20 protein-coding genes and 1 pseudogene are annotated in these 20,010 nt (G+C 69.0%); 12 read left to right on the forward strand and 9 right to left on the reverse strand.

Features of this window, described 5'->3' with window-relative positions:
• Positions 1-28: 28 nt before the first annotated feature.
• The gene (locus ROP_RS10850; RefSeq protein ID WP_012689383.1) at positions 29-259 is read left to right on the forward strand and encodes a hypothetical protein; all 231 of its coding nucleotides are present in this window, start codon (positions 29-31) and stop codon (positions 257-259) included.
• 85 nt (positions 260-344) lie between these two features.
• Here the strand turns inward: ROP_RS10850 and ROP_RS10855 are convergent, their stop codons facing one another.
• A complete protein-coding gene (locus ROP_RS10855) occupies positions 345-827 on the reverse strand; it encodes a hypothetical protein (protein ID WP_012689384.1) in 483 nt (160 codons plus the stop codon).
• A gap of 53 nt (positions 828-880) precedes the next feature.
• Positions 881-1,330: a PPOX class F420-dependent oxidoreductase gene (locus tag ROP_RS10860; RefSeq protein ID WP_012689385.1), complete on the reverse strand. Its 450-nt coding sequence runs from the start codon at positions 1,328-1,330 to the stop codon at positions 881-883.
• 106 nt (positions 1,331-1,436) lie between these two features.
• On the opposite strand from ROP_RS10860, the gene ROP_RS10865 reads away from it, so the two are divergent.
• Positions 1,437-2,066 carry a hypothetical protein gene (locus ROP_RS10865; RefSeq protein ID WP_012689386.1) on the forward strand — a complete coding sequence of 210 codons (630 nt, stop codon included), beginning with the start codon at positions 1,437-1,439 and terminating at the stop codon, positions 2,064-2,066.
• 125 nt (positions 2,067-2,191) lie between these two features.
• Complete coding sequence (locus ROP_RS10870) at positions 2,192-3,532, forward strand: potassium channel family protein (protein WP_012689387.1); 1,341 nt, start codon at positions 2,192-2,194, stop codon at positions 3,530-3,532.
• A 4-nt stretch (positions 3,533-3,536) separates the two neighbouring features.
• Here the strand turns inward: ROP_RS10870 and ROP_RS10875 are convergent, their stop codons facing one another.
• From ROP_RS10875 to ROP_RS10885, 3 genes are read right to left on the reverse strand one after another with little or no spacing between them, the layout of a single operon-like run.
• Complete coding sequence (locus ROP_RS10875; RefSeq protein WP_012689388.1) at positions 3,537-3,941, reverse strand: RidA family protein; 405 nt, start codon at positions 3,939-3,941, stop codon at positions 3,537-3,539.
• Positions 3,942-3,987: 46 nt separating this feature from the next.
• Positions 3,988-4,737 carry an IclR family transcriptional regulator gene (locus ROP_RS10880; protein WP_012689389.1) on the reverse strand — a complete coding sequence of 250 codons (750 nt, stop codon included), beginning with the start codon at positions 4,735-4,737 and terminating at the stop codon, positions 3,988-3,990.
• Positions 4,734-5,747: a sugar kinase gene (locus ROP_RS10885; protein WP_012689390.1), complete on the reverse strand. Its 1,014-nt coding sequence runs from the start codon at positions 5,745-5,747 to the stop codon at positions 4,734-4,736. Before ROP_RS10885 ends, ROP_RS10880 begins: the two co-directional genes overlap by 4 nt.
• Before the next feature lie 221 nt (positions 5,748-5,968).
• Here ROP_RS10885 and ROP_RS10890 point away from each other — a divergent pair, with 221 nt between their 5' ends.
• The 4 genes from ROP_RS10890 to ROP_RS10905 are packed head-to-tail and all read left to right on the forward strand — an operon-like array spanning position 5,969 to position 10,983.
• The gene (locus ROP_RS10890; RefSeq protein WP_012689391.1) at positions 5,969-7,291 is read left to right on the forward strand and encodes an amino acid deaminase; all 1,323 of its coding nucleotides are present in this window, start codon (positions 5,969-5,971) and stop codon (positions 7,289-7,291) included.
• A gap of 23 nt (positions 7,292-7,314) precedes the next feature.
• Positions 7,315-8,934 carry an N-acyl-D-amino-acid deacylase family protein gene (locus tag ROP_RS10895; protein ID WP_012689392.1) on the forward strand — a complete coding sequence of 540 codons (1,620 nt, stop codon included), beginning with the start codon at positions 7,315-7,317 and terminating at the stop codon, positions 8,932-8,934.
• A complete protein-coding gene (locus ROP_RS10900) occupies positions 8,931-9,560 on the forward strand; it encodes a bifunctional 4-hydroxy-2-oxoglutarate aldolase/2-dehydro-3-deoxy-phosphogluconate aldolase (protein WP_012689393.1) in 630 nt (209 codons plus the stop codon). Before ROP_RS10895 ends, ROP_RS10900 begins: the two co-directional genes overlap by 4 nt.
• Positions 9,561-9,591: 31 nt before the next feature.
• A complete protein-coding gene (locus tag ROP_RS10905; RefSeq protein WP_012689394.1) occupies positions 9,592-10,983 on the forward strand; it encodes a GntP family permease in 1,392 nt (463 codons plus the stop codon).
• On the opposite strand, the gene ROP_RS10910 is transcribed toward ROP_RS10905, so the two are convergent.
• Positions 10,980-11,831 (reverse strand): spermidine synthase, encoded by an 852-nt coding sequence (locus ROP_RS10910; protein ID WP_012689395.1) that lies wholly within the window; start codon positions 11,829-11,831, stop codon positions 10,980-10,982. The two genes, ROP_RS10905 and ROP_RS10910, sit on opposite strands and share 4 nt — an antisense overlap.
• A gap of 120 nt (positions 11,832-11,951) precedes the next feature.
• On the opposite strand from ROP_RS10910, the gene ROP_RS10915 reads away from it, so the two are divergent.
• From ROP_RS10915 to ROP_RS10925, 3 genes and pseudogenes are all read left to right on the forward strand, one after another.
• Entirely contained in the window at positions 11,952-12,278 is a 327-nt protein-coding gene (locus ROP_RS10915; protein ID WP_012689396.1) for a hypothetical protein, read from the forward strand.
• A 291-nt stretch (positions 12,279-12,569) separates the two neighbouring features.
• Positions 12,570-13,454, forward strand: a pseudogene (locus tag ROP_RS10920) (ABC transporter ATP-binding protein); the annotation flags it as partial.
• A 4-nt stretch (positions 13,455-13,458) separates the two neighbouring features.
• Positions 13,459-14,124 carry a TetR/AcrR family transcriptional regulator gene (locus ROP_RS10925; protein ID WP_012689398.1) on the forward strand — a complete coding sequence of 222 codons (666 nt, stop codon included), beginning with the start codon at positions 13,459-13,461 and terminating at the stop codon, positions 14,122-14,124.
• Positions 14,125-14,156: 32 nt separating this feature from the next.
• On the opposite strand, the gene ROP_RS10930 is transcribed toward ROP_RS10925, so the two are convergent.
• Positions 14,157-15,233: a PQQ-dependent sugar dehydrogenase gene (locus ROP_RS10930; RefSeq protein WP_043824578.1), complete on the reverse strand. Its 1,077-nt coding sequence runs from the start codon at positions 15,231-15,233 to the stop codon at positions 14,157-14,159.
• Positions 15,234-15,348: 115 nt separating this feature from the next.
• Here ROP_RS10930 and ROP_RS10935 point away from each other — a divergent pair, with 115 nt between their 5' ends.
• Positions 15,349-16,749: a DUF2252 domain-containing protein gene (locus tag ROP_RS10935; protein WP_050785055.1), complete on the forward strand. Its 1,401-nt coding sequence runs from the start codon at positions 15,349-15,351 to the stop codon at positions 16,747-16,749.
• 9 nt (positions 16,750-16,758) lie between these two features.
• Entirely contained in the window at positions 16,759-17,556 is a 798-nt protein-coding gene (locus tag ROP_RS10940; protein ID WP_012689401.1) for an IclR family transcriptional regulator domain-containing protein, read from the forward strand.
• Positions 17,557-17,560: 4 nt separating this feature from the next.
• Here ROP_RS10940 and ROP_RS10945 read toward each other — a convergent pair whose 3' ends face one another.
• Entirely contained in the window at positions 17,561-18,439 is an 879-nt protein-coding gene (locus ROP_RS10945) for a shikimate dehydrogenase (RefSeq protein WP_012689402.1), read from the reverse strand.
• 25 nt (positions 18,440-18,464) lie between these two features.
• Positions 18,465-19,817 (reverse strand): shikimate transporter, encoded by a 1,353-nt coding sequence (gene shiA, locus ROP_RS10950; RefSeq protein WP_012689403.1) that lies wholly within the window; start codon positions 19,815-19,817, stop codon positions 18,465-18,467.
• Positions 19,818-20,010 lie beyond the last annotated feature (193 nt).

Consider the following 20,010-nt stretch of genomic DNA (forward strand, 5'->3'; position numbering starts at 1 on the left):
GCATCCGATACGTTCCAGGAGGAACCGCATGAAGTCCGTCGTGACCAAGGCCGTCGCAACCGGTGGTATCGCCCTCGCAGCCCTCGGCATCGGGGCAGGCGTTGCCGGCGCCGACCCGGTGAACCACAACCCCGCCCCCGCCCAGCAGCAGCAGGCACCGCAGCCTCAGCCGCAGCAGCAGCACGCTCCGCAGCAGCAGGCTCCCGCGCCGAGCCCGCACGGATTCTGGTTCTTCGGCACCTGGGTTCCCCTCCCCTGATCTGCGTTCCCCTCGCAGGGCGAATGTGCCCTTCGACGCTCCCACGGCGCCGAAGGGCACGTTCGTATTTCTACCGGGCGTATCGCTACCGGGTGGGCCGCATACTCGGATTCGGGCCGAGGGTGATCGTCCGGGTTCGCGGCACCAGCCCGATCTCCTTCCACCCCGCGGTCAGCGTGATCGTTCCCGATTCCGGGTAGTCGCTGATCCAGTAGTGCGGTGCCGAGTGATATTCGGACGTCTCCGCTGCGACGGCCGTCGACGTCGAATGCGGGTGACGGGCGTCGGCGACGCCCTCGAGGTCGTCGACCCGGACGTTCACCGCGAGATACGACCACCGCGCCGAGGGGTCGTCGGGATCGTCGAGCGGACGCGTCTCGTGGCGCGCCAGATCAGCGGATCTGCCTCTCGCCGTCAACTCGATGCGCAGCAGCATGCCCTTCGGGTGAGCGACGACCTCCGACAGGCGCAGGGTCACATCGCGGCTCGTCACGAGCTCGACCGGCCCGTGCACCACGATTCCCTCCGTGGCGGGCGGTGGTGCCGCCGGCCACCGCCTCCTGCGCATGACTCAATCGTCCCACCGGCTCCGATCGGCTGCCACAGCTACGTTTCGCACGCTCAGGGAAGCTGGGCCATGCCGTACACGTTCGTCGCCCGGACCCGGAGCACCTGCCTGCGCTCGGACACCATCGCGCGGCGAAAATCTTCCCAGTCGTCGTGCTCTTTCCCCGCCGCCTGCCGGAACACCTCGACGAGTTCGTCCGCCGCCGCGTCGTGCGGGTCCGCCACGACCGCGCTCAGTTCCGCGTCGCCCTCCACGACCGCGTAACTCCAGAAGTCTGTCGCGCTGACGTGGAGCGACACCCGGGGGTCGCGCCCGGCGTTCCGGGTCTTGGCCCGATCCGCGGTCACCGACACCCGCGCCGTCCGCGTGTCCGGATCCCAGGCGTAGATCACGTTCGACAATTGCGGTCGTCCGTCGCGTTTGACCGTCGCGAGGACGGCCCGGTTGTGTGTGGCGACAAGGTCGAGAAGTGGACGCCGGTCGTCCTTCGCATCGAGGCTCATGCCTCACCCAACCACGAACACCGGAGAGGTGTTCCCGTTCTTCCGCGCGGGAGGTGCGCGGCTCGTTAACCTCGGATGAGGAACCGGAACTCGCGAGGTGGAAGCCATGGACACGACGACGGTGCGCATCGGTGGGGCGTTGGGGGTGCTCTCCGCTCTCGTGATGATCCCGGCGTATGTCGTAGGGACCCCGGATCGTCCGATCGACACGGCCGAGGCCGAGCGGTACTACTCGTCGTATTCGGGCTTCGTCACCGCCAACGGCGTGATTCCGATTCTGCACGTGCTGTTCTTCCTGTTCTTCCTCGGCACGCTCGCCGGGGTGCTGCGACGCGCGGACGGCGACCGGACGGGCCTCGCGGGCACCGCGCTGGCGGGTGGAATCGTGTTCGCCGCGCTGACCGCCGCGGGGTTCACCGCGGAAGTGGCGTATCCCGCGACCCTGATCCGTTTCGACGAACTGCCCTTCGACGATCAGATCGCACCGCTCCTGCTGACGATCGCGTCGTGGTTCTACCACTACTGCCAGGTGGGCACTGCGGTGATGATCTTCGCGACCTCTCTCGTCGCGTGGCGGACCGAGGTACTGCCGCGCTGGACGGTGGTCGGCGCGATCCTCGGAGTGCTCGCCCTGCTGCACACCTGGTTACCGTTGACCGCCGCCCTGGGCGGCCTGGTCTGGATCGGTGTGATCGGACTCCTCCTGGCGATCCGGGGCGCCCCTACCGACGAGTAGGGCGATCGCGACGGAAAACATTGGCCGATAACGCGTTCCGACTACTCATCGGTAGGCCTTTCCCGTGTGGGATCCGCGGTTCTTCTCGGGTACGCTCTCGTGACCCCGAGCCGGAAGGACCACACGTGAACGACTCATATCTCGTCATCGGCGAAACCACCGTGGCCCGACGGGTCTGTGCATCCCTCCGCGAAAGGGACTTTCACGTACGCCATCTCGTCGCCCCCGACGACGACGAACTCCGCCTGGCAATGGCGGACGAACCTTGCGGGATGGCGGTCCTGGTGCGCGACGACGTCGTCGCCCTGCGGTACGCCCTGGCCGCCGCGCACATCTCGGCGTCGATCCCGTTGGTGGTGACGATCTTCGACCGCACGGTCGCGGACCAGCTGTCCCACCTGCTCCCGCAGTGCAAGGTGACGTCGCCGGCAGACCTCGCCGCACCGACGCTCGCCGGCCCGTGCCTGGACCCCGAACTCGTCGCGGCCCGGCACGCGGGCGAGCACATGCTGACGGTCCGGATGATCGACGGCCACCCCGAGCGCGCGCACGTCGACCTGCCCCGGCGGAACTGGTGGCGCACGGTGGCGACCGGGGCGACGGGTCTGCTGCGGTCCCACGACATCGGAACGCGCATCCTGCTCGGTGGGCTCGCCGGACTCCTCGCCGTCCTCTTCGCCGACTGGCTGTGGCTGATCCTCGGTCAGCACGTGGCGCCGCTCGACGCGTTCAACGAGGCGGTGCGGGTGGTGACCACAGTGGGCCCGGGAACCGACACCCACGGCAGCCCCGCCTACGCCGTGTTCGCGTCGGTGGCGATGCTCTTCACCGTGGTGTTCACGGCCATGTTCACCGCCGGGATCATCGAGCGCCTGCTCGGCCCCCGACTCGTCGGTCTGGTGGGCAGCCGGGTTCTGCCCCGCTCCGGCCACGTCATCGTCGTCGGTCTCGGTCAGGTCGGGCTCCGGCTGTGCCGGGAACTGCAGGCTCTCGGTGTCGCGGTGGTGGGCGTCGAACGCGACCCCCACGCCAAGAACTTGCGGCTCGTGCGGGCGATGAACATCCCGACCGTCGTCGGGCACGGTGGCGACCGCGAACTCCTCGAACGACTGGGCGTGCGCCGCGCCCTGGCACTGGCCGCCGTCGGATCCGACGACCTCGACAATATCGCCGTGTCCGTGGCAGCGCAGGCCCTCTCCCCCGGACTGCGCCTGGTTCTGCGGGCCGGTGAGCAGGAGGCGATCGCGGAGACGCGGTCGCTGCTGCGGCTCGGGATCATCCGCGACGTCACCAGCCTCAGCGCCACGTACGTGGTGGCCGAGCTGATCGGCCTGCACCCGCAGGGCGTCGTGGCGGACGGCAGCCACCTCTACCTGGAGGTGGCGGCCCCGGACACGTCCGAGCCCGTCTTCACGGAGCTGCCCGTGTCGCCGCGGATGAGCTGCCGCCACCTCGTCACGGCGTAGCGGCCTAGCCGGTCACGGCCAGCGCGTCGATCTCGACGAGCATGACCTCGTGCGGGAGGTCGACGAAAACCGTGGTGCGGCACGGCAGCTGACCGCTCGGGACGTTCTCCGCGATGAACTCGCCGTACACGTCGTTCATCGCCGCGAAGTCGTCCCGGGTGGTGAGGTAGACCCGGAACATCAGCACGTCCTCGACACTCGCACCGCCGGCTTCGAGGATCGCCTTGACGTTCTCGAGGGTGCGGCGGGTCTGCTCGCGCACGTCACCCTCGGCGACGTACGTGTTCGTGACGGGGTCCATCGGGCCCTGCCCCGACACCTGGAGCAGGTTGCCCTTCTTGATGCCCTGGCTGAACGTGTGTGCGGGGGCGGGGGCGGCTTCGGTGCGGATGACGGTGGTGTCGGACATATCGATTCTCCTGTGGGTCGTTATTTTTCGGGTGGACGGGGGACGGTCAGGGCTGGGCGCGGTATCCGCAGTCGCGGGAGATCCGCGCCCCCACGGCCTGAAGGGGTTCGAGCAGGTCGAGGACGCGTTCGTAGCTGAGCACGACGTCGGGCACCGACACCGAGACGGCGGCGACGACGCGACCGGACGCGCCGCGAATGGGCACTCCGATGCAGTTGACGGACGGCTCGTTCTCCTCCTGATCGTGCGCCCAGCCCTGCTCGCGGACCTGGCGGATCTCGTCGAGATAGCGTTCCGGTGTCGTGATCGTGTTGGCGGTGCGGGAGGAGAAGTCCATCGCATCCACGATGGGCCGCAGTTCCGAATCCGGCAGGTCGGCGAGGATGACCTTCGCGACGGCGGTCGAATTGAGATTGGCGCGCAGCCCGATTCGCGAATACATCCGGATCTGGTCGTGCGATTCGAGTTTGTCGATGTACACCACGTCGCCGCCCTCCATCGCCGCGAGGTGCGTGGTGCGCCCGTATTCGCGGTTGAACGCGACGAGGTGCGGCGACGCGATGCGCCGCACTTCCCGCTGATCGGTGGCCTGTGCGGCCAGTTCGAAGATGCGGGACCCGAGATGGTACTGGTTGCTGTTGTCGCGGAACGTGAACCGCTCTTCGGACAGCGTTCGCAGCAGCCGCAGCACGGTGGTCTTGTGGACTCCCGTCGATTCGGCCAGCTGGTCGAGATTGGCGGGGCCGTTGCCCAGCTGCACCAGCAGATGCAGGGCGCGGGAGACACTCTGACTCATCCGATCACTCCACTTCCTCGGAGGGCGAAACCGTCTGCGGTGACGCTCGTTGCCGCCCAGTCCGATTCGGCGCAGGCGAGCAGCGCATCGAGCAGTGCGGCGGGCGGCGGGGGCGCCGAGTCGGCGGCGACGGTCAGGGTGGCGGCGGCACCGATGTGCCCGCGGCGCAGGCAGCGCGCCTGATCCTCGCCGCGCACCACACCGCTGAGATATCCGGCGGCGAAGGCGTCGCCCGCACCGACGGGTTCGACGACGTCGACGCGGAGCGCGGGAACGGCGACGCTGCGGCCACCCCGGTCGACGGCCAGCGCCCGGTGCGCGCCGTCCTTGACGACGACGGTGGCCGGGGCGGGCAGGATGAGCCGCAATTCGTGCGGGTCCGCGGTGCCCAGCACGCGCTGGGCCTCATCCGCGCCGACGAGCACGAGATCGGCGAGATTCGCCAGTTCCACGACCATCCGCGGATCGCCGTCCGGCCACAGTTGCTCACGCCAGTTGACGTCGAAGCTGACCACGCCGGAGATCGCCGGCCGGTCCCGGAGCAGCCTCCGCATCAGGGCGAGGCACGAATCGGACAGGGCCGGTGTGATTCCGCTGCAGTGGACGACGCCGGCGCGGCCGAACACCTCCGCGACCTCGGGCCGATCGAGGAATGCGGGGTCCATCGCCGACGCCGCCGAACCGGCCCGGGAGTACAGGCTGTCGGTCCGCGGCTCGCCGTGCTCGTCGAGGGCGGTGGTCTTCGAGTAGTGCCCGGTGGGCCGCCCGGGATCGACGTCGATCGCGCGGACGTCGACACCCCGCGCCTGCAGTTCGGTACGGATGAGGGTGCCGAACTCGTCGTCGCCGAGGCGTCCGACCCAGGCGGCGGGGACGCCGAGCGCGGCGAGTCCGGCGGCAACGTTCGCCTCGGCGCCGGCCAGGTGGAGGGTCGAGTCCGGGGCCACCAGGACCATCGCCTCACCGAGGCACGCGACACCGGACTCGGGGGTGGGGGTCGATTCCTGCACTTGTTACCTCTGCGACTGTTCGGACCGGCACGGGATGGCTTCTCAGGGACCCTCGCCCGGCGATGCAAGCCACACCGGACCGTTGACGATGACCCAGGCCAATGCTAGACATAGGTGACACAAAAATGCAATCAGCGTTGCATACAGCGCAACGTAGCACTTCACGGCCCCTTCTTCGACCGAAGGCGTCTGCCCCACAAACCCGAACGACAGGATCGACGATGACGATCAGCGGACCGGACACCCTCGACTCCGGCGCCTTGGCGGAGCTCGACGAGCAGCGCTTGTCCGACGTGGACAAGGCCCTCCCCTCCGCCGCGCACGGCCTCACCAAGACCGAGTTCCTCGGCACGCAGCCGAGGCTGTCCGCCTTCAGCACGCCGGTGATGGTCCTCGACGAGACGGCCATCGCCGGCAATCTCGACACCATGGCGGCGTGGTGCGCGGCGCACGGTGTCGACCTCGCTCCACACGGCAAGACGACCATGTCCCCGGTGCTGTGGGACCGGCAGATCCGCAGCGGCGCGTGGGGCATCACCCTGGCCAACTTCGGCCAGCTGCGGGTGGCGGTGCGATTCGGCGCGCGCCGGGTGCAGATCGCGAACTCGCTCGTCGACCCGACCGCCCTGCGGTGGCTGGCCGAGCAGATGGACGCGAACCCGGACCTCGAGGTCCTGATGTGGGCCGACTCCCCGCAGACCGTCGACGCGATGACCGCGGCACTGGCGGACGTCACGGTGGTCCGTCCGCTGCCGGTGCTCGTCGAACTCGGCGGAGAGGGAGGGCGCACCGGCGCCCGATCCGTGGCCGAGGCGGTGACGGTGGCCGAACGCATCGGGGAAAGCCCCGCACTGCGGGTGGCCGGCGTCTCCGGTTACGAGGGAGCCCTCGCCCACGACGCCTCCGAGGAGTCCCTCGCCCGTGTCCGCACATACCTCCGGTCGATGGCCGAACTGCACCGCCGGCTCGAGACCGAGGGCCGCTACCCGCAGGACCAGGACGTGTACGTGACCGCGGGCGGCAGCGCCTATTTCGACGTGGTCGCCGAGGTGCTCGCCGAACTGGCCGGTGGCAGAACCAAAGTGGTGGTCCGCGCGGGCGCGTACATCATCCACGACGACGGCTTCTACACCGGGATCTCACCGTTCGGCCGCGACGAGGACAGGCAGGCGCGTCGTCTCACGTCCGCGATGCACACATGGGCCCGGGTGGTGTCCCGCCCCGAACCGGGGCTGGCCCTGCTCGACGCCGGCAAGCGCGACGTCCCGTTCGACGAGGGACTCCCCACCGCGCAGGTCGTCGCCGACCAACTCGGGTCGGCGCCCCGCCCCCTCGTCGGCACCGAAGTGACCGCCGTCAACGATCAGCATGCCTTCCTGCGACTCGATCCTTCACGGCCCGAACACGATCTGCACGTCGGGGATGTCGTCCGGCTCGGCCTGTCGCACCCGTGCACCGCGTTCGACAAGTGGCGGTGGATACCCGTCGTCGGTGACGACTCCGACGATCCCGTCGTCGTCGACCTGATCCGCACCTTCTTCTGATCCCGGCCGAGGAACCTCACACCATGACCACTCTGATCCGCTCCGCCACCGTCGTCGACGGCTCGGAGGCGCCGAGGTACCGCGCCGACGTGCTCGTCGACGGTGACCGGATCGCCGAAATCCGGCCCGAGACAGACCACTCCGGAAGCGAACGCCCCGCCGCGGACCGCGTGATCGACGCCGACGGCCTGGTGCTCGCGCCCGGATTCATCGACATGCACGCCCACTCGGACCTGCAGATCCTGCTGAACCCCGAGCACCCGTCGCGGATCACGCAGGGGGTCACCACCGAGGTACTCGGCCAGGACGGGCTGTCCTACGCGCCCGTCACCGACGACGTGCTCGCCGTGGTCCGGCGCAAGATCGCGGGCTGGAACACCGACCCCGAGGACTTCGACTTCTCGTGGCGGAGCGTCGGCGAATACCTCGACCGGCTGGATCGCGGCATCGCCACCAACGTCGCGTATCTCGTCCCGCACGGGGTGGTCCGGGCGCTGGTGGTCGGTTGGGACGATCGGCCGGCGACGCCGTCGGAGATCGAGGAGATGCAGCGGATCGTGGCGCAGGCGATGGCGGAGGGCGCCGTCGGGTTGTCCGCGGGGCTGACCTATACGCCGGGAATGTACGCGGACAACGAGGAGTTGCTGGCACTGTGCCGGACCGTCGCCGAGTACGGCGGCTACTTCTCCCCGCACCACCGGTCGTACGGCGCCGGCGCCCTGGAGGCCTACGCCGAAATGGTGGACCTGACGTCGCGGGCCGGGTGCGCACTGCATCTCGCGCATGCCACGCTGAACTTCGGACCCAACAAGGGCCGTGCCCCGGAACTGCTGGCCCTGCTCGACCGCGCCGAATCCGCCGGGGCGGACATCAGCCTCGACACCTACCCCTACCTTCCCGGCGCCACCACGCTGTCGGCGATCCTGCCGAGCTGGGCGTCGGCGGGCAGCATGGAGCAGACCCTCGACCGGCTCCGGGATCCGGTTGCCCTCGAACGTATCCGGGAGCATCTCGAGGTCACCGGCTCCGACGGCTGCCACGGGGTGATCGCCGAGTGGCACACCCTCGAGATCAGTGGTGTGCAGAACGCGGAACTCGACGCCTACGTCGGGAAGACCATCGCCGACATCGCCGCCGACGAGAACCGCGACCCCTTCGACGTGTGCATCGACATCCTGATCCGCGACCAACTCGGCAGCGGCATCCTGCAGCACGTCGGACACGAGGAGAACGTGCGCGCGATCATGCAGCACCCCCGGCACACCGGAGGCAGCGACGGCCTGCTGGTCGGCGCGAAACCGCACCCGCGCGGGTGGGGAACGTTCGCGCGCTACCTCGGGCACTACAGCCGCGACCTCGGCCTGATGTCCCTCGAGGAATGCGTCGGTCACCTCAGCGGCCGCGCCGCGACCCGGTTGCGGCTCGTCGACCGCGGATTCGTCCGCCGCGGATACGCCGCCGACCTCGTCCTCTTCGATCCGGACACGGTCACCGACACCGCGACCTATGCCCGGCCCCGCCAGGCGGCGGCCGGTATCTCCCACGTATTCGTCCGCGGCCGCCTCGCCCTCGAGGACGGCCGCCTCACCGGCGCGACCGCCGGAAGGTCGTTGCGCCGTCGAGAAGGAGGAGCAGTCCGATGACCGAGATCGACATTCTGCGGGCCGACCGGGTACTGACCGTGGTGCGCGCGGAGACCATCCCCGACGCCGCCGACCTGTGCCACGCGCTGGCCGAGGGCGGCATCCGGACGGTCGAGTTGACGTTCACCACCCCCGACGTGCTCCATCATCTGGGCCGTGCCGCCGACACCGCAGCCGCGGCGGGCAGCATCCTCGGTGTCGGCACCGTGATGACCGGGGACCAGGCCGCGGCCGCCATCGACGCCGGCGCCCGGTTCCTCGTCACCCCGGGCATCCGTCCGGACGTCGCGAAAGTCGCGACGGGACGGTCGATTCCCGTCTTCCTCGGCGCGTTCACCCCCACGGAGGTCGCGATGGCCGTCGACCTCGGATCGGCCGCGGTGAAGATCTTCCCCGCCAAGCGACTCGGCCCCGGCTACCTGTCCGACCTGCACGGCCCGTATCCCGGTGTGGAACTCCTGCCGTCGGGCGGGATCAACGATTCCAACGCCCGCGAGTTCCTCGACGCCGGCGCGCTCGCCGTGTGCGCGGGCACCAGCGTCGTCCCACCGTCCAGCGTCGCGGCAGGCAACTGGACCGACATCACCGACCGCGCCCGCGCGTTCGTCACCGCGCTCTCGGCCTGAGCACCCCTTCCCCCTTCTCCCTGGAGACGCAATGACGTCGTTCGTCGACTGGCTGCAGCACGACACAGCCGGACTACTCACTCTCGCAGCGGTATCCATCGCCGTGCTGTTGATCCTCATCATCAAGCTGAAGCTCGAGCCGTTCATCGCGCTGATCGTCGTCGGCGTCGGCGTCGCGCTCATCGCGGGAGTGTCGGTGGTCGAACTGGTCGGCACCCCGACGTCGGCAGCCGACTCCATATTGGAGAAGGGCTTCGGCGGGATCCTGGGGCACATCACCCCGATCATCGGTCTGGGCACCGTCCTCGGCGCGATGATGGAGCGCTCGGGCGGCGCCGACGTGCTGACGGAGCGACTGCTGAAGTTGTTCGGGCCCAAGGGCGCACCGTTGGCAATGGGCGTCACCGGCCTCGTGCTCGGCATCCCCGTCTTCTTCGACATCGGCATCTTCATCCTCGCTCCGCTCGTCTACGTGGCGGCCAAGCGCGGCGGCAAGTCGCTGGTGATGTACGCGATGCCGATGCTCGCCGGCCTGTCCATGACCCACGCGTTCCTGCCCCCGCACCCCGGCCCCGTCGCCGCCGCCGGTCTGCTGCACGTCGACATGGGCTGGATCATCATCATGGGTCTCGCGTGCGGTATCCCCGCCTGGTTCGTCAGTGGCGTCGTCTGGGGTACCTGGATCGGCAAGCGCGTGATCATCGAGGTCCCGGACGAGTTCATCCCGGAGGAGAAGGAAGCCGACAAGAACCCGCCGCCGCTCTGGCTGATCTCGTTCATCATCCTCGTGCCGATGGTGCTGATCCTCGGCGCGACGGTCGGCAACGTGGTCCTCGAAGAAGGCTCGACCCTGTTGTCGGTCCTGATCTTCCTCGGCACACCCACGATCGCGCTGACCATCGCCGTCCTGCTCGCGCTGTACCTGCTCGGCATCCGCCGCGGAATCACGGCGCAGGAGATCGGTGGCATGTCCGCGGCCGCCCTGAAACCGGTCGGCATGATCCTGCTCGTCGTCGGCGCCGGCGCGTTCTTCGGCGCGGTCCTGCGCGCCACCGGAGTCGGGCAGGCGCTCGCCGATTCGATGGACGCCCTCGGGCTTCCGGTCATCCTGTCCGCGTACCTGATCAGCTGCGCGCTCCGCATCGCCCAGGGCTCGGCGACCGTCGCGATCGTCACCACCGCGGGCGTCATCGAACCGTCCATCGCCGCGGGGAACTACTCGGCCGCGCAGATCGCCCTGATCGTCATCGCCGTCTCGGCCGGATCCATCATCGCGAGCCACGTCAACGACGGCGGATTCTGGATCGTGTCACGGTATTTCAACATGTCGGTGAAAGACACCCTGAAAACGTGGACGGTGCTCGAGACCATCCTCTCGATCGTCGGCTTCGCGATGGCCTCGCTGATCTGGGTGCTGATCTAGCTGCCGGACTCCGCGTCGCGCAGCACCCGCGCGGCGCCGGCGAACGTCCGCACCTGCCGGTCGTCCCAGACATGGGCCGGCACACCACCGCCCAGCAGCGTGCGGACGAGCGCCGGGTCCTCCCCGATCGGCACGTCGCTGCCCGCGATCACGATGTTGCCGTAGCGGCGCCCCTTCAGCATGGCGGGATCGGCGATCACGGTCGTGTGCGGGAACACGCTGCCGATGGTCGCCGCTTCCCGGCGCGCCAGGACGAGGTCGCGGGTGTCGCCGCAGTTCACCACGTAGATCCCGCCGGGCGCCAGCACCCGCCGCGCGTGCCCGGTGAATTCCGCCGTCGTCAGCGGCGCCGGAGTGGTGTTGCCGGCGAACACGTCGCGCACGATCAGGTCGCGGCTCGACTCCGTCAACGTCTCGGTCACCGCCCGCGCCTCCCCCACCCGCAGTCGCAGCAGTGGGGCCCGCGGCAGGTCGAACCAGTCGCGGACCAACTCGGCGAGTCTGCCGTCCAGTTCGACCACCACCTGCCGGGCGTCGGGATACCGGGCGGCGAGATGCCGGGCCAGCGAGCAGGCGCCGCCCCCGAGGTGCAGAGCCCGCACCCGCCGGTCCGTGCCCCAGTGCGAGGCGACCAGTTCGGCGATCCACCGCATGTACTCGAAATCCAGGTGGGTGGGATCGGACAGGTCGATGTGGGAACTCTCGACCCCGTTCACCTTCAGCACCCAGCCGTGCGGGTTGAGGTGATCCTCCGCGAGTTCGCACATCCCCGTGTCGATCGGATACACCCCGGCGACGGGACCCCCGTCGGATGTCCGGGCAGCCCGACCGCCGCGCTGCCTGCCCATCGTCCGTCTTCCCTACTGCTCGCGCCGTCCACTCGCGTCTGCTGCGAGAATCGTCCTCCCACGATACCGGGACCACACACCGGTGACCTACCGTGGAGATGCGCACGAGAAGGGAAGACGATGGAACCTCAGGAAGTCGACTTCGCGCACACCGAGGGCGCGGCGAAGCGGCGACGCGAGAAGGCGATGGGACTCGCGCGGTACGTGTGGGATCGCGGGATCAGCGGTCAGGAACTGCTCGACCTGACCGACGCCACACTGCGCAAGCTCGCCCGGGCGGCCGGGTCGAACCCGCCGAGCACCATGGAGACGTGGCTGACCGTCGTCGAACTGCTCGAACAGAAGTCGGCGTGGGCGCAGCGCCACCCCGAGCATCCCGCCGCCACCCCCGCGCACCGCGACGAGAAGATCATGTGGGTGAAGCCGCCCGTCCAGCCCTGGACCTGACCGCCGGACACCTCTCCCCCTCCCCCCTTCCCCCCCTTCTCGGACGAACGGGACGCCCGTTGGATCCAACGCAACGGTCGTCCCGTTCGTCGCGGTGGGCACGGCCTTGTCGTCGAATAAAGGTATGGCTACCCTAATGCAGACACACTGTCACTAATTCCTCTCCGAGAGAGCGGGCCCATGACTTCGACCACGATTGCGGATGTAGCCCCACCCGATCAGGACACCGGCAGGCCTGCGAGCACGCCACCCGGCGACGCCGAGGCGCGAGCCCGGGCGTCGAGTGAGCGCTTGGGCGAGGTGGGTGAGTTCGGCGGCGCCATTCGCATGGCACGCAACGAGATCCGCAGGATGGCCGACGTCCTGTCCGTCGAGCCGTTGCCGGAACCGGAGACCAGCGGCGCGGCCGCCGCCGATGCGCCTGCCGTCGAGTTCGCCGCGGTGACGTTCGACTACTCCGATACGAAAGAATCTGTGCTGCAAAATATCTCGTTCACCGCGCCACGACGCTCCATGACCGCCCTGGTCGGTCCCTCGGGTTCCGGCAAGACCACCATCACCCGGCTGATCGCCCGCTTCTACGACGTCGACACAGGTGTGGTGCGGTTCGGCGGAGTCGACGTCCGCGACCAGACGACGGCCGACCTGATGGGTCAGCTGTCGCTGGTGTTCCAGGACGTGTACCTGTTCGACGACACGTTGCTCGCCAACATCCGGCTCGGGCGCCCCGGCGCGTCCGACAACGAGGTGCGCGAGGCCGCCCGCATCGCCGGGGTGGCGGAGATCGTCGAACGCCTTCCCCACGGCTGGCAGACACGGGTCGGCGAGGGCGGCACCGCGCTGTCGGGCGGCGAACGTCAGCGGGTGTCGATTGCCCGCGCGCTGATCAAGGACGCGCCGATCGTGCTGTTCGACGAGGCGACCGCGGCCCTCGACACGGAGAACGAGGCGCACGTCCAGCAGGCGATGCACGCGCTCGCCGAGGACTCCGCGCTGCTGGTGATCGCGCACAAACTGTCGACGGTCACTGCCGCCGACCAGATCGTCGTGCTCGACGACCGCGGGTCGGTCGCCGAGGTGGGCACCCACACCGAGTTGCTGTCCCGTGGTGGCCGCTACTGCGACTTCTGGAATCAGCGCAGCCGGGCTGCCGGGTGGAGGTTGATGGCAGGCTAGAGGTGTGAGCACCTCGGATTCGGTCGGCGGCGCCCGGGCGGGAAAACGCACCGGGCGCCCCCGATCGCTGTCCGAGGACGACATCGTGCAGGCGGCCCTCGCCGACGACCTCAGCACCCTGACGATGCCCGCGGTGGCGCGCCGGCTGGGGGTCAGCCACTCCACGATCTACCGCTACTTTCCCGACCGCGAGGCGCTGCTGCGGGCGTGCGTCGATCACGTGGCCCGGTCGATGGACTGGCCCGACCCCGAGTTGGACTGGCGTGAACTGCTTCTCACGTTCGCGGACCGGCTGTGGGCGAGCTTCGAACAGTACCCGGGGCTCGCGCAGGTGGAGTTGACCGTTCCCGGCACTCCGTCCGGGGTGGTGGATGGCATCGAAACGCTCGTGCTGTCGCTGCACCGGCAGGGATTCTCCACACGGGACGCGCTGCTGGTCGTCGACTTCGTCGCCGAACTGACCATGACGCAGTTCTCGATGATGGGCGGTCTCGACGACACCGTCAGCCCGACCGATCCGCGCACCGCCCGGGAGGCGTATCAGGACAGCTGGCGCGACTCGCCGGTGCTGGCGCAGGCGCTCGGCGACGACTCGACATGGCAGGGGCGCGGCTGGATGCAGGACAAACTCGCCCTCGTGCTGGATGGTCTTGCGCTCCGCCGCCTGTGAGTACTTATTAACGTCGGGCGGTTGACAAGTACTCACGGCACCCGGACGATCCGATCGTCGGACTCGCCCGGATCGCCGCGGCCGTCGCGGTTGCTGGTGCTGAACCAGAGGGCGCCGTCCGGTGTCGCGACGACGGTCCGCAGTCGCCCGAATTCGCCCTCGAACAGCGACTGCGGATCACCGAGCGCACCGTCCCCGCCCACCGGTATCCGCCACAGCCGTTCGCCGCGCAGCGCCGCGACCCACAGCGCGCCGTCGTGGAAGGCGAGACCCGACGGGGACGCCTCCCCGGTGGACCATTGGATCGCCGGGTCGACGAAGCCCGCCTCGCCGGCCCGTCCCTCGACCTCCGGCCATCCGTAGTTGCCGCCGGGTTCGATCAGGTTCAGCTCGTCCCAGGTGTTCGCCCCGAACTCGGTGGCCCACAGCCTGCCTGCGCCGTCCCACGCGAGGCCCTGCACGTTGCGGTGCCCGAGCGACCACACCGGCGACCCGGGGGTCGGATTGTCGGCGGGCACAGACCCGTCCGGGTCGATGCGCAGGATCTTCCCGCCGAGCGAGGACGGGTCCTGGGCGAGCGGCCGGTCGCCGGCTTCACCGGTGGTGACGTACAGCTTGCCGTCCGGGCCGAACGCGATCCGGCCGCCGTCGTGGATCGATCCGGCGGGGATGCCCGTGAGGATCGGGGCCGGCTCGCCGAGGCTGGTGCCGTCGAAACGCAGGGAGACCACCCGGTTGTCGTCGCCGGTGGTCAGGTACGCGTAGATCGTCCGATCGGTGGCGTAGTTCGGCGAGACGGCCAGGCCCAGCAGCCCCGATTCGCCCTGCGCCGTCACGCCGGGCACCTCGCCGATCACGGCGGCGCGCCCGTCCGACCGCAGGTGCCGGATCGCGCCGCTGTCCCGTTCCGCGACGACCGCCGTCCCGTCCGGCAGAAACGCTATCCCCCACGGCACGTCCAGGTCGGCCGCGATGACCGCCGGCTCGCCCGCGGACGGCGCGGCCGCCGCGGTGGCCGTCGACACCTGCGCCGAACTGCCCTCGGACTGGCAGGCCGCGCACGCGACGACCACCAGCGCCGCCGTGGCCGCGAAAAGTCGCTGTCCCATGGATGTCCTCCCGTCGCGCGACCGCACGCTGTCCATCCTCCCCCAGGTGAGTGGCAATGCGTCCTCGCGCACGCATTGCCACTCACCTGGGGGTGCGGGTGCCTAGACTCGAACCATGGCCACGTCTTCCCGAGCCGGCAGGTCCACGGTGATCGATGCGCGACGTTCGGCCGGGAAGGCCGCACGCGAATCGCTTTCCCGCAAGGCGCAGGGCGTGTTCGCCCTTCCGGAGCGCGACCCGGTGGCGGTGATCGAAGCGCAGAACACCACCCGGCTGCAGTCCCTGGTGCCGATCCGGGTCGGGCGCATGCTCGATTCACCGTTCGCGCTGTACCGCGGATCGGCCGCGATGATGGCGCACGACCTCGCCGACTCACCGGTCACCGGGTGCCAGGTCATCGCCTCCGGCGACGCGCACCTCGCGAACTTCGGGCTGTTCGCCTCACCGGAACGGCGGATGCTGTTCGACCTCAACGACTTCGACGAGGCCTATCCGGCACCGTGGGAGTGGGATGTGCGCCGGCTCGCCGCGAGCGTGTGGATCCACGGGCGCGCCAACTCGTACACCGAGGCGCAGTGCGCCGACTCCACCGGCGCCGCCGTCCGCTCGTACCGCAACACCCTGAGGACACTGTTCCGGCTGACCGCCACGGAGCGGTACTACTTCCAGGAGGAGACGGACGTCATCGAGCACGACCCGGGCGCGCAACGACAGCAGATCCGGGCGGTCACCGAGAAGGCACGCAAACGGACGTCCGAACAGGTCCTCCGGAAGCTGACCACGATGGAGGCGGACGGCAGGCCGTACATCGTCGACCAGTTCCCCGTCATCCGGCATTCGACGAAATACGACCTGGGCCGCATCACCGAGCTGTACCTCCTGTATCTCGACACCCTGCGTGCCGACATTCGACTGTTGCTGACGCAGTACGAGGTGGTCGATTACGCGATGCGCATCGTGGGTGTGGGCAGCGTCGGAACCCGCTGCTGGCTGTTGCTGCTGCAGGGACCGGCCGGAGAGCCGCTCTTCCTGCAGGCCAAGGAGGCGCCCCGGTCGGTGCTGGAGACGCACGGGAAGGTCGCGGCCGCACCGGACTCGATCATTCGCGCGGTCGCGGAGAACGGTCAGGGCTCCCGCGTCGTCGGCGCGCAGCGCATCCTGCAGGCACAGTCGGACCCGTTTCTGGGGTGGGTGCGCGACGTCGAGGGCGACGACGGGCGAAGGCGCGACTTCTACCTGCGGCAGTTCCGCGACATGAAGGGGTCCGTCGACCTGCAGGCCCTGGAACCGGCGCAGTCGGTGAGGTACGCGGCGTTGTGTGGCACGATGCTCGCTCGCGCGCACAGCCAGAGCCCCGGATCGGCGTTCGTCGCCGGGTATCTCGGCAACGGGGACACCTTCGACCTGGCGATCACCGCCTGGGCCCGCCTGTATGCGGACCAGTCGGAGAAGGATTACGACGCGCTGCGGGCGGCGGTGAAGGCGGGGCGGCTTCCCGCGGAGACCGGTCTCTAGACCGGTACCATGACGGCGTGTGCGAATCAGGTGGCTGCTGAGGTGGCCGAGGAACGGTACTTCCTCGAGTCCCTGGACCGCGGCCTGAGCGTTCTCGAATGCTTCGACGAGCAGCACCGCGAGCGCACTCTGAGCGAGGTGGCGCAGAGCGTCGGGATCACCCGATCCACGGCGCGCCGCATTCTGCTCACCTTGGTGGACAAGGGTTTCCTGCGTCTCGACGGACGCAACTTCTCGCTCACACCCCGGGTGCTGCGGTTCGGTTTCTCGTATCTCGCCGCGCTGGGACTGCCGCAGGTCGCCGATCCGCACATCGAGGCGCTCGCGAAGGAACTGGGCGAGACCATCTCCGTCACCATCCTCGACGGTCCCGACGTGGTGTACGTGGCGCGGGTCCGCTCACCCCGGATCATCCGCATCTCCATCACGGTGGGCATGCGATTTCCCGCCTACGCGACATCGACGGGGCGGGTTCTGCTGGCGGGACTTTCGGCCGACGCCCTCGACGACTACCTGAAGACCACCACGTTCCAGTCGTTCACCCCGCAGACGATCTCGGACGTCGACCAACTGCGCACCGCGGTGGGGCAGGTCGCCGCGGACGGCTGGTCGATGTCGGAGAACGAACTCGAGATCGGCATCCGCGGCGCGGCCGTTCCCATCCGCGATCGGACGGGCGCCGTGGTCGCCGCCCTGAACTCCTCGCTGCAGGGCACCCAGTACACCCGCGGCGACGTCGAGGCGACGGTGGTGCCGAAACTCGTCGCGACGGCGGAGCGGATCGGTTCCGACCTGTCGCTCGGCTGACCGCCTACGCGGCGCGCCGGGACTGCTGCGCGACGAGCGTCAGCACGTGCGCGTACATGCGCTCGAAATCCGGTGTGACACCGGTGAACAGCTCGAACGCGTCGGCGGCCTGGAAGACGTTCATGCCGGCGCCGCCGAGGGTGGGCGCGCCGAGCGCGCGGGCCGCCCGGATCAACGGCGTCTCGATCGGCCGGTAGATCACGTCGGCGACCCACAGGTCGGGGCGCAGCAGTTCGACGGGCACGGGAGTGCCGGGGAATCCGACCATGCCGATGGGTGTGGCGTTGATCAGACCGGACGCCGCCGTGAGCGGGCCCGCGATCTCCGAGACCGGGACCGCGTCGACGACGCTGCCGGGAAACAATTGTCGCATCGTGTCCCGGCAGTGTTCGGCACGGGCGAGGTCGACATCGGTCACGGTGAGGTGCCCGGCGCCCCGGGTGAGCGCCGAGTAGGCGACGGCGACTCCGGCGCCGCCCGCCCCGATCTGCACCACCCGGTCGAGGCTCGCACCCGGCAACTCCCGGCCGAGGCTGCTGCCGAACCCGGTCCAGTCCGTGTTGTGTCCGACGGCCCTGCCTCCCGTGAAGACCACGGTGTTGACGGCCTCCAGCCTGGCGGCGTCCGGCGACAACTCGTCGAGGTACGCCATCACCTGCTGCTTGTAGGGGTGGGTGACGTTGAGTCCGTCGAACCCCCACTGCCGCGCGAGGTCGACGATGCCCTCGACGGTGGCCGCCGCCCCGTGCAGACGCTCGAGGTCGAGGAGGCGGTACACGTAGTTCATGTCCTGTGCGTGCCCTTCGGCCTCGTGCAGCGCGGGCGAGAACGAACCGTCGATCCCGTCTCCGATGAGTCCGCAGAGCACCGACTGTGCAGCCATGACCGTCGCCTCCCCGTCTACCGGCTCAGTGCGCGTTCTCGAGCTTCGCGGACGTGGTGGCGCCCGCGGCGTCGGCAGTCGAATCGGGCTGCAGTCGCCACGCGATCAGGGCGCTGACGACGCAGCCGCCTGCCAGGTACACGGCCACGAGGTGCCAGGACCCGCCGCTGGCGGTGACCAGAGCCGCCGCGATGAACGGGGTGAAACCGCCGCCGATCGCGCTGGCCACCTGGTATCCGACGCCCGCACCGCTGTACCGGTACTCCGCCCCGAACATCTCGGTGAACAGCGGCTGCTGCACGCTGACGACCATGTCGTGGGAGATGTTGACCAGGAGCACGGCGAGGATGACGGTGCCGATCATCGATCCGTGCTCGAGGAAGATGAAGAACGGGAACGCGCACACCGCGCCGATCAGCGCGCCGAGGATGTAGACGCGGCGACGGCCGTGCTTGTCGGACAGCCAGGCGAACAGCGGGATGGTGCCGATGCCGACGGCGCCGACGAGCAGACCGACGTTGAGCATGAAGTTGCGCTCCATCCCCAGTTCCTGCGTGGAGTAGCTGAGCGCGAACGTGGTCACGATGTACATCGAGAACAGTTCGGCGAAACGCAGGCCGATGATCTGAAGGAACGCCTTCGGATGGTTGCGCAGTGCCTCGACGAGAGGGATCCGCTTCTTCTCCTGCGGGGTGTCCTCGACCTTTTCGACCTTCTCGACGAATTCGGGACTCTCCTGGACTCCGGCGCGGATCCACAGACCGATTCCGACCAGGACGACGCTGGCGATGAACGGAACACGCCAACCCCACTGGCTGAACGCGGTCTCGGTGGTCAGGTTGCTCATGAGCATGACGAATCCGGTGGCGAGGATGAGTCCGACCGAGTACCCGACCTGGACGCCACTGCTGTAGAACGCCTTCTTCTTCGGCGGCGCACTCTCGACGGCCATCAGTGCGGCCCCACCCCACTCGCCGCCGACCGCGAAGCCCTGGATGGCGCGCAGCGTGACGAGCAGCACCGGCGCCCACCAGCCGATCGACGCGAACGACGGCAGCAGCCCGATCAGAGCGGTGCTCGTGCCCATGATCAGCACGGTGAGGATCAGCATCCGCTTGCGTCCGATGCGGTCGCCGTAGTGGCCGAACACGACGCCACCGAGCGGCCGGAACAGGAATCCGACGCCGAACGTCGCGAACGCGGCGAGCGTTCCGATCGCCGGGCTGACGTTCGGGAAGAACTCCGAGTTGAAGACCAGTGCCGCGACCAGTCCGTAGAGCAGGAAGTCGTACCAATCGATGACCGCGCCGACGAAGCTGCTCAGCGCTGCTCTGCGCGCCTGCTTCTCGGCCGCCGGGGTGAAGGCGTGATCGCTCATTCCGATGTCCCGTCTAGTGTGATGTTCGCATTGCGAACGCATGTCCGCTGATCGAATAATGTGACGGTAGCCATAGCGTTTCCGTGTTGTCAAGGCGGGTCCAGATGCGTGGTACTGCCGTTTCGTCTATCCCGGCCGGCGGAAATTCACCGAATCGGCGGTTCCGCCGCACCCGCGACTCGTCCACACTTTC

This window comes from Rhodococcus opacus B4 (assembly GCF_000010805.1).
In the GTDB taxonomy this organism is placed as follows: domain Bacteria; phylum Actinomycetota; class Actinomycetes; order Mycobacteriales; family Mycobacteriaceae; genus Rhodococcus_F; species Rhodococcus_F opacus_C.